This is a genomic window from uncultured Microbacterium sp. (genome assembly GCF_913776565.1).
Lineage (GTDB): Bacteria > Actinomycetota > Actinomycetes > Actinomycetales > Microbacteriaceae > Microbacterium.
Window position 1 is genome coordinate 22,637 of sequence record NZ_CAJYPF010000237.1, and the last position, 7,186, is coordinate 29,822.

Genomic DNA, 7,186 nt, shown 5'->3' on the forward strand with positions numbered 1-7,186 from the left:
CGGTCCTTCAGTACGTCCGGAGGAGGTCGGCGAGAACACGTCGACCGAACTCGAGCGCGTCGACGGGGACGCGCTCGTCGACACCGTGGAACATCCCGGTGAAGTCGAGATCGGCGGGAAGACGCAGCGGCGCGAATCCGTAGCCGGAGATTCCGAGGGTCGAGAGGGCCTTGTTGTCGGTGCCGCCCCCCATCAGGTACGGCACGACCGGGACGCCCGGGTCGTGCCGGCCGAGCTGCGCGACCATCGCGTCGACCAGGTCGCCCGAGAACGGCACCTCGAGACCGATGTCCTGGTGCACGATCTGGATCTCGACGTCCTCGCCCACGATGCGGCGGATATCGGCCAGGGCGGTTTGCTCGGTCCCCGGCAGCACGCGGACGTCGATGAGCGCCTCGGCCCGATCGGGGATGACGTTGTGCTTGTACCCGGCGGTCAGCCCCGTGGGGTTGGTCGTCGTGCGCAGGGTGGACCGGATGAAGCTGGATGCCGCGCCGGTGCGCAGGGCGAGCGCGTCGGGATCGCCCGCGTCGTCGCCCGTGATCCCGGCCAGGCCCGCCAGCAGCTTCGAGGTGGTGTCGGTGAGACGGATGGGCCACTCGGTGCGCCCGAGGGCGTCGACGGCCCGCGCGAGGCGCGTCACGGCGTTGTCGGGGTGCAGGCCGCTGCCGTGACCCGCGCGCCCGCGGGCGACGAGCTTGATCCAGAGGAGGGCCTTCTCGCCGACCTGCAGCAGGTACGCGCGGCGGTCGCCGACCGCGATGGAGTACCCGCCCACCTCGCTGATCGCCTCGGTGGCACCGGCGAACCACTCCGGCCGGTCCGCGACGACGCGCGCCGAGCCCTCGACGCCGCCGTTCTCCTCGTCGGCGAAGAACGTCACGATCACGTCGCGCTCGGGCTGCTCCCCCGCGCGCAGCACGTCGGCCACGGCGGTGAGGATCATGGCATCCATGTCCTTCATGTCGACGGCTCCGCGGCCCCACAGGATGCCGTCGCGAATCTCGCCCGCGAAGGGATCGACGCTCCAGTCCTCGGCGACGGCGGGCACCACGTCGAGGTGTCCGTGCAGGATCAGTGCGGGCTTGTCGCGGTCGCGCCCGGGCACACGGGCGCACACGTTCGTGCGGCGTTCGACCGGCTCGTAGTAGTCGGTGTCGAGACCGAGCTGTTCGAGGTACGCGCCGACGTACTCGGCGGCCTCGCGCTCGCCGTTGGCGCGGCCACCGCCGTAGTTCGAGGTGTCGAACCGGATGAGGTCGGACGCGATGCGGGCGACCTCGGGGACGTCGGTTTCGCGCTCGGGCATGCGCACTACGGTACCTTCACGCGCGGTGCTCCCCCGTCGCGTGTCACCCCGCGTCGCCGTGACGTCGGCGGCGGGACGCGCCCGGGGTGCTCCGCCGGTTCGAGCGGGCGCCGCGGGCGTGGTAATGTCGTTCCTCGTTGCGAAAGCAGCAAATCACCCAGATGCGCGGGTGGCGGAATAGGTAGACGCGCTAGCTTGAGGTGCTAGTGCCCTTTAACGGGCGTGGGGGTTCAAGTCCCCCCTCGCGCACAGAATGAGAAAGACCCCCGGGTTCCGACCCGGGGGTCTTTCTCGTTCCCCGCCCGGCCCGGCACCGGCCGCATCGGCTGACCGGGACCGGCCGCCGCGGCGGCGCCGCTCCGTCTCGCGGGCCGTGACTCCGCCGAAACACCGGCGTGACACGGTCGGCCTAGCGTCGGAGCGTCCCCGTCAGAACGGATCGCCCCGATGCCTCGCTTCCACGTCCCCACGATCGACATCTCCGCCTGGGTCGGCCCGGGCTCGCCCGACGCCCGCGCGGCCGTCGTGGCCGCCGTCGACCACGCGTGCCGAACGGTCGGCTTTCTGCAGGTGGTGGGGCATGGCATCCCGGATGCCATCATCGGCGACCTCGAAGAGGGCCTCGACGCCTTCTTCGCGCTGCCGCTGGCCGAGAAGAAGCGCTTCGTGCGGCCCGCCGGCGAGAACCGCGGCTACAGCCCGCCGAAGAGCGAATCGCTCAGCTACAGCCTGGGCGTGGATCCCGTGACGCGCATGAACGATTTCTTCGAGGCGTTCAACGTCGGCACGTCGTGGCGCGAGTACCCCGGCACCTCCGCGACGGCCGAGGACTACGCCGAGAACACCTGGCCGACCGGGGTCGACGGCTTCGGCCCGGCCGTGCGGGCGTACTTCGACGAGGCGCGACGCGTGGCGCGAACGCTCACGCGGATCTTCGCGGCCGCGCTGCGCGTGGCGGACGACTTCTTCGACGACCTCACGGATCACTCGATCGATGTGCTGCGAATGAACAACTACGCCCTGCCGCCCGGGTCGATCGAGCTCGGCGCGGAGCTGACCGGCATGGGCGAGCACACCGACTTCGGCCTGGTGACCGTGCTGTGGGCCGACCGGGTGGCCGGCCTGCAGGTGCTCGGGGCCGACGGATCGTGGAACGACGTATCTCCCGCCGAGGGCGCGCTGCTGGTGAACCTCGGCGACGTGGCCGCGCGGCTGACGAACGACAAGTGGCTCTCGACCCTGCACCGCGTGAAGCCGCCCGTGATCGACGGCACGATCGAACGGCGACGATCGGCGGCGTTCTTCCACGACGGCAACGCGGATGCCGTGATCGCTCCGCTGCCGGGATTCGTCACGTCCGAGTTCCCCGCGCTGTACGAGCCGGTCACCGTCCGTGAGCACATCACGGCCAAGCTCGCGGGTTCGCGCGCCGGGCGGCGCAACGACGGCGCGGTGCGCGAGGCAGCGCGGGTGGTCGCGGCCGGTCGCGCCTGACCCGCGGGCCACCCGTCCCGACGCGGGCGGGCACTGCGCGCGAGTAGTCGCGGCGAGTCGCGCCAGACCCGCGGGGTGACACGTTCCGACGCGGGCGAGCGCTCCGCGGATCGCGGCCGCCGGCGCGCGCGTCGCCCGCGGGGGCGCCCTCGCGTACGTCGCCCGCGGGGGCGCCCCCGCCGTGACGCGACGGAGCCGCCCCGCGTGGGGGCGGCTCCGTGCGGACGTCGGGGGTCAGGGCGCGGGCGTCACGCGGCGGACACGCCGAACAGCAGGCCGAGCACGTACGTCACCGCCGCGGCGCCGAAACCGATCGCGAGCTGACGCAGGCCGCGCTTGAGGGGCGAGGTGCCCGAGAGCAGCCCGACCATCGCCCCGGTCGCCATGAGGGCGACGCCCACGAGGGCGAGGGCGAGGGCGACGGCGCCGAAGCCCGACAGACCGAAGATCCAGGGCAGCACCGGGATGATCGCGCCCGACGCGAAGAAGAGGAAGCTCGAGATCGCGGCGCCCCACGCGCTGCCGACCACCTCGTGCGAGGACTCCCCCGGGGCCGCGGCGGCCGGGGCGGTGCCGGCCTGCGCGGCGGTGACGACCTCGCGGGCCTTGTCCAGCGCCTCGTCCGCGTCCATCCCGCGGGTGCGGTAGACGAGCGCGAGCTCGTTGGCATCCAGGTCCAGGTGGGGCAGGGCGGAGTCGGCGAAGTCGCTCTCTTCGGTCGCCTCCAGCAGCTCGCGCTGGGAGCGCACCGAGACGAACTCCCCCGCTCCCATCGACAGGGCGCCCGCGAGGAGGCCCGCGATGCCGCTGAACAGCACGAAGCTCGGTGCCACGCCCGTCGCCCCGACGCCCATCACGAGCGCGAGGTTGGACACGAGGCCGTCGTTGGCGCCGAAGACGGCGGCGCGGAAGGTTCCGGAGAGACGTCGACGACCGCGGGCGGCGAGACCGCGGACGACCTCGTGGTGCACGCGCTCGTCGGCGGCCATCGCCGCGGTGGCGTAGGGCTCGTCGGCGTAGGGTGAACGCGCTTCGGCGTTCTGCGCGAGGGCGAGCACGAAGATCGAACCGAAGCGGCGGGCCATCCACGCCAGCAGGCGCGTGCCGATGCCGGGCGAGGGCAGTCGCTTCGGCGTCTCGCCGAGCAGGTCGATCCAGTGCTGCTCGTGACGCCCCTCGGCCTCGGCCAGGGCGAGCAGGATGTCGCGGTCCTCACCGGTGCGGCGCGAGGCGAGCTCGCGGTACACGCGCGCCTCGGCGCGTTCATCGACGAGATAGCGTGCCCAGCGACGACGGTCGCGGGCGGTGGGTGTGGCGAGATTCGTCACGGGTCTCCTTCGGGTCGTCCCCACCGTAATGAGGACGGTCCCCTCCCCCGGGCGCGTCGATCGATACTGACAGCATTTCGGCCCTCCGAACCCCGGAATGACGCGGATGCCGCCGACCCGGTGCCAGCGTTTCGGGCCTGCGAAAGCGGGTCGCGGCAGGGTCGGCCGGGGCCGGGGGGGTCGGGCGCCGTCGAGACTGCATTCAGCTGACGAGACGGTTGCAGGATGTCGCCGAGTTGTCAGCGGCGTGCAGTCTCGCGATCACGAGGCGGCGTAGAGCCGGTGGGGCGCGTCGGCGCGCGAGTCGCGACGGAGGGGCGCGCACCGGGGGGAGGGTACCGGCGGCGACGCGGGCGGGTCAGGAGCGGACGCGCTTGCGCAGCAGGTCGATGCGCGCCTGCAGCTGCGTCACGGTGGCGTGCGACACGGCCGGGCCGCCGCACAGCCGGCGCAGTTCGGCGTGGACGAGTCCGTGCGGTTCGCCGGTCTGGCGGGCGTACAGTCCCACCATCGTGTTGAGCAGTTGGCGCTGCTCCTTGAGCGTGCGGTGCAGGGGGCCGGGCAGCCCGCCCTCGTCGACCGACGGCGGCTCGACGCCGTTCTCCTTCTCGTGCGCTTCTCGCGTCGAGCGGTGGCGCGATTGCCGCGTCGCCCGCGACATGAGCACCTCGTGCACCTGCTCGGGCTCGAGAAGACCCGGGATGCCGAGGAACTCCTCCTCCTCGATGGTCCCCGGAACGGCGAGCTGGCCGAACTCCTGCCCGTCGAACATCACGCGGTCGAAGTGCGCGAGCGAGCCCAGCGCCTGATACTCGAACTCCTGCTCGAGCGCGTCGGAGGCCTTGTCCTCGCGCTCGGCGGCATCCATCATGTCTTCTTCGGCGTTCCACTGGTCGTCCGCGTCGCTGTCGCGGTCGAGCGCGTGCTCGCGTTGCGCCTCCATCTCGCCGGCGAGGGCGAGCAGCTGCGGCACGTTGGGAAGGAACACGCTCGCGGTCTCACCTCGGCGCCGTGCTCGGACGAAGCGGCCGATGGCCTGCGCGAAAAACAGCGGGGTGGAGGCGCTCGTGGCGTAGACGCCCACGGCGAGACGCGGAACGTCGACGCCCTCCGACACCATCCGCACGGCCACCATCCAGCGGGTCGTGCCCTTCGAGAACGTCTCGATGCGGCCCGAGGCCTCCGCCTCGTCGGAGAGGACCACGGTGACCTTCTCTCCGCTGATGTCCTCGAGGATGGCGGCGTAGGCGCGCGCGGCGGTCTGGTCGGTCGCGATGACCAGGCCCCCGGCATCCGGGACCGTCTCGCGCACCTCGGTGAGGCGGCGATCAGCGGAGCGGAGGACCGCGGGGATCCAGTCGCCGTTCGGATCGAGCGCCGTGCGCCAGGCCTGCGAGGTGATGTCCTTGGTGTTGTCCTGGCCGAGCTGGGCCTCCATCTCCTCCCCGGCCTTCGTGCGCCAGCGCATCTGCCCGGCGTAGACGAGGAAGAAGACCGGCCGGACGACGCCGTCCTCGAGGGCGCGCTTGTAGCCGTAGGCGTAGTCGGTGCGCGAGAGGCGGATGCCCTTGGAGTTGGGGTGGTACTCCACGAACGGGATGGGCGCGGTGTCGCTGCGGAACGGCGTCCCCGACAGCAGCAGGCGCCGGGTGGCGCGGTTGTACGCCTCGCGCAGGGCGTCGCCCCAACTGAGCGCGTCGCCGCCGTGGTGCACCTCGTCGAGGATGACCAGGGTCCTGGCATCCATCGTCAGTCTCTGGTGGACCTCGGCCTTGACCGCGACCTGCGCGTAGGTGACGGCGACGCCGTGGTACTGCCGGGAGGGGGTGGCGTGCCGGTTGGAGAAGTACGGATCGAGTCGGATGCCGACGCGCGCGGCCGCCTCGGCCCACTGGGTCTTGAGGTGCTCGGTGGGGGCGACCACGACGATGCGGTCCACGACGCGACGACGCATGAGTTCGGACGCGAGGCGCAGCGCGAAGGTCGTCTTACCGGCGCCGGGCGTGGCGGCCGCGAGGAAGTCACGGGGGCCCTTGCCGACGCCGTCGGGACCGTCGGCGCCGAAGTACTGGTCCAGCGCCTCGGCCTGCCACGCGCGCAGGCGCTGCGCGGTTCCCCACGGCGCGCGCTGCGGGAACGACGGGGAGAGGTGCTCGGCGGCGAAGGAGCCGAAGTGGGGCTCGGCGCCGTCGAGAGCACCGTCGAACGCCGGATCGGGGGTCGACCCCGGCACGGGCGCGTCGGCGACGGGGGCGGTGGCGTGCGCGGGAACGATCGGGGCGGATGCCGGGGCCGCGACGTCTCGGGAGGCGGCCGGCGTTGCGGCGGCCGGGGTGTCGCCGGCCGGGGCGGGGGTCGGTGCGGGGCCGGGGTTCGCGACCGGGCCGGGGCTGGCCACCGCGCCGGGTCTCGCGACCGGACCAGGACTGGCAACCGGACCGGGACTCGCGACCGGACCAGGACTGGCAACCGGACCAGGACTCGCAACCGGACCAGGACTGGCGACCGGACCAGGACTGGCGACAGGACCGGGACTGGCGATACGCGGTGCCGGGCTCGCGGCATCCGTGTGGGCGAGGTGCGGGGTGCGGGCTTCTTCTTCCAGCATCGAACCTCCATCCCTCGCGAGCGCGAACATCCACGATAGGCGAACGCGGAGTCCGCCACGCCCGGGCGGGGGATGGATCACTCTCCCCACCGGGCATAAACGCTGTTCGTGTCGAGAAACGCGGTGACGGAGCGTTTATCGGCACGGATAGCGTTTATGCGCGTGCCGGCACCGCAGCGCGGCCCCCGCGCCGGCACCGCAGCGGAGAGTCCCGCGCCGTGACCGCAGCGCGGGAGGACGGGTCGCGACCGTCGCGGCGCGACGGCGGACGGGCGTCGCCCGGCACCCGCGCCCCTTGCCGTGTCGGAGGTCGGGGTTAGCCTGGAAGTGGAGGTATCGATGACTCTCGATCCGCGCTCGCCCCGCACCCCGTCCTCGTCCGACAACGCCGGTCCGCACCCCTGGCGCCGATTCGTCGCCCTGGGCGACTCGTTCACCGAGGGCATC

At 72.5% G+C, this 7,186-nt stretch carries 4 protein-coding genes and 1 tRNA gene; 2 read left to right on the forward strand and 3 right to left on the reverse strand.

Going from position 1 to position 7,186, the window contains the following annotated elements; all coding sequences use genetic code 11:
* Positions 1-7: 7 nt before the first annotated feature.
* The gene (locus tag QZ433_RS13270) at positions 8-1,309 is read right to left on the reverse strand and encodes a M20/M25/M40 family metallo-hydrolase (protein ID WP_295784349.1); all 1,302 of its coding nucleotides are present in this window, start codon (positions 1,307-1,309) and stop codon (positions 8-10) included.
* A 163-nt stretch (positions 1,310-1,472) separates the two neighbouring features.
* On the opposite strand from QZ433_RS13270, the gene QZ433_RS13275 reads away from it, so the two are divergent.
* A tRNA-Leu gene (locus QZ433_RS13275) sits at positions 1,473-1,558 on the forward strand.
* A 198-nt stretch (positions 1,559-1,756) separates the two neighbouring features.
* The gene (locus tag QZ433_RS13280; protein WP_295784351.1) at positions 1,757-2,803 is read left to right on the forward strand and encodes a 2-oxoglutarate and iron-dependent oxygenase domain-containing protein; all 1,047 of its coding nucleotides are present in this window, start codon (positions 1,757-1,759) and stop codon (positions 2,801-2,803) included.
* 248 nt (positions 2,804-3,051) lie between these two features.
* On the opposite strand, the gene QZ433_RS13285 is transcribed toward QZ433_RS13280, so the two are convergent.
* The gene (locus QZ433_RS13285) at positions 3,052-4,131 is read right to left on the reverse strand and encodes a VIT1/CCC1 family protein (protein ID WP_295784353.1); all 1,080 of its coding nucleotides are present in this window, start codon (positions 4,129-4,131) and stop codon (positions 3,052-3,054) included.
* Positions 4,132-4,489: 358 nt separating this feature from the next.
* A complete protein-coding gene (locus tag QZ433_RS13290; RefSeq protein ID WP_295784357.1) occupies positions 4,490-6,364 on the reverse strand; it encodes a DEAD/DEAH box helicase in 1,875 nt (624 codons plus the stop codon).
* Positions 6,365-7,186 lie beyond the last annotated feature (822 nt).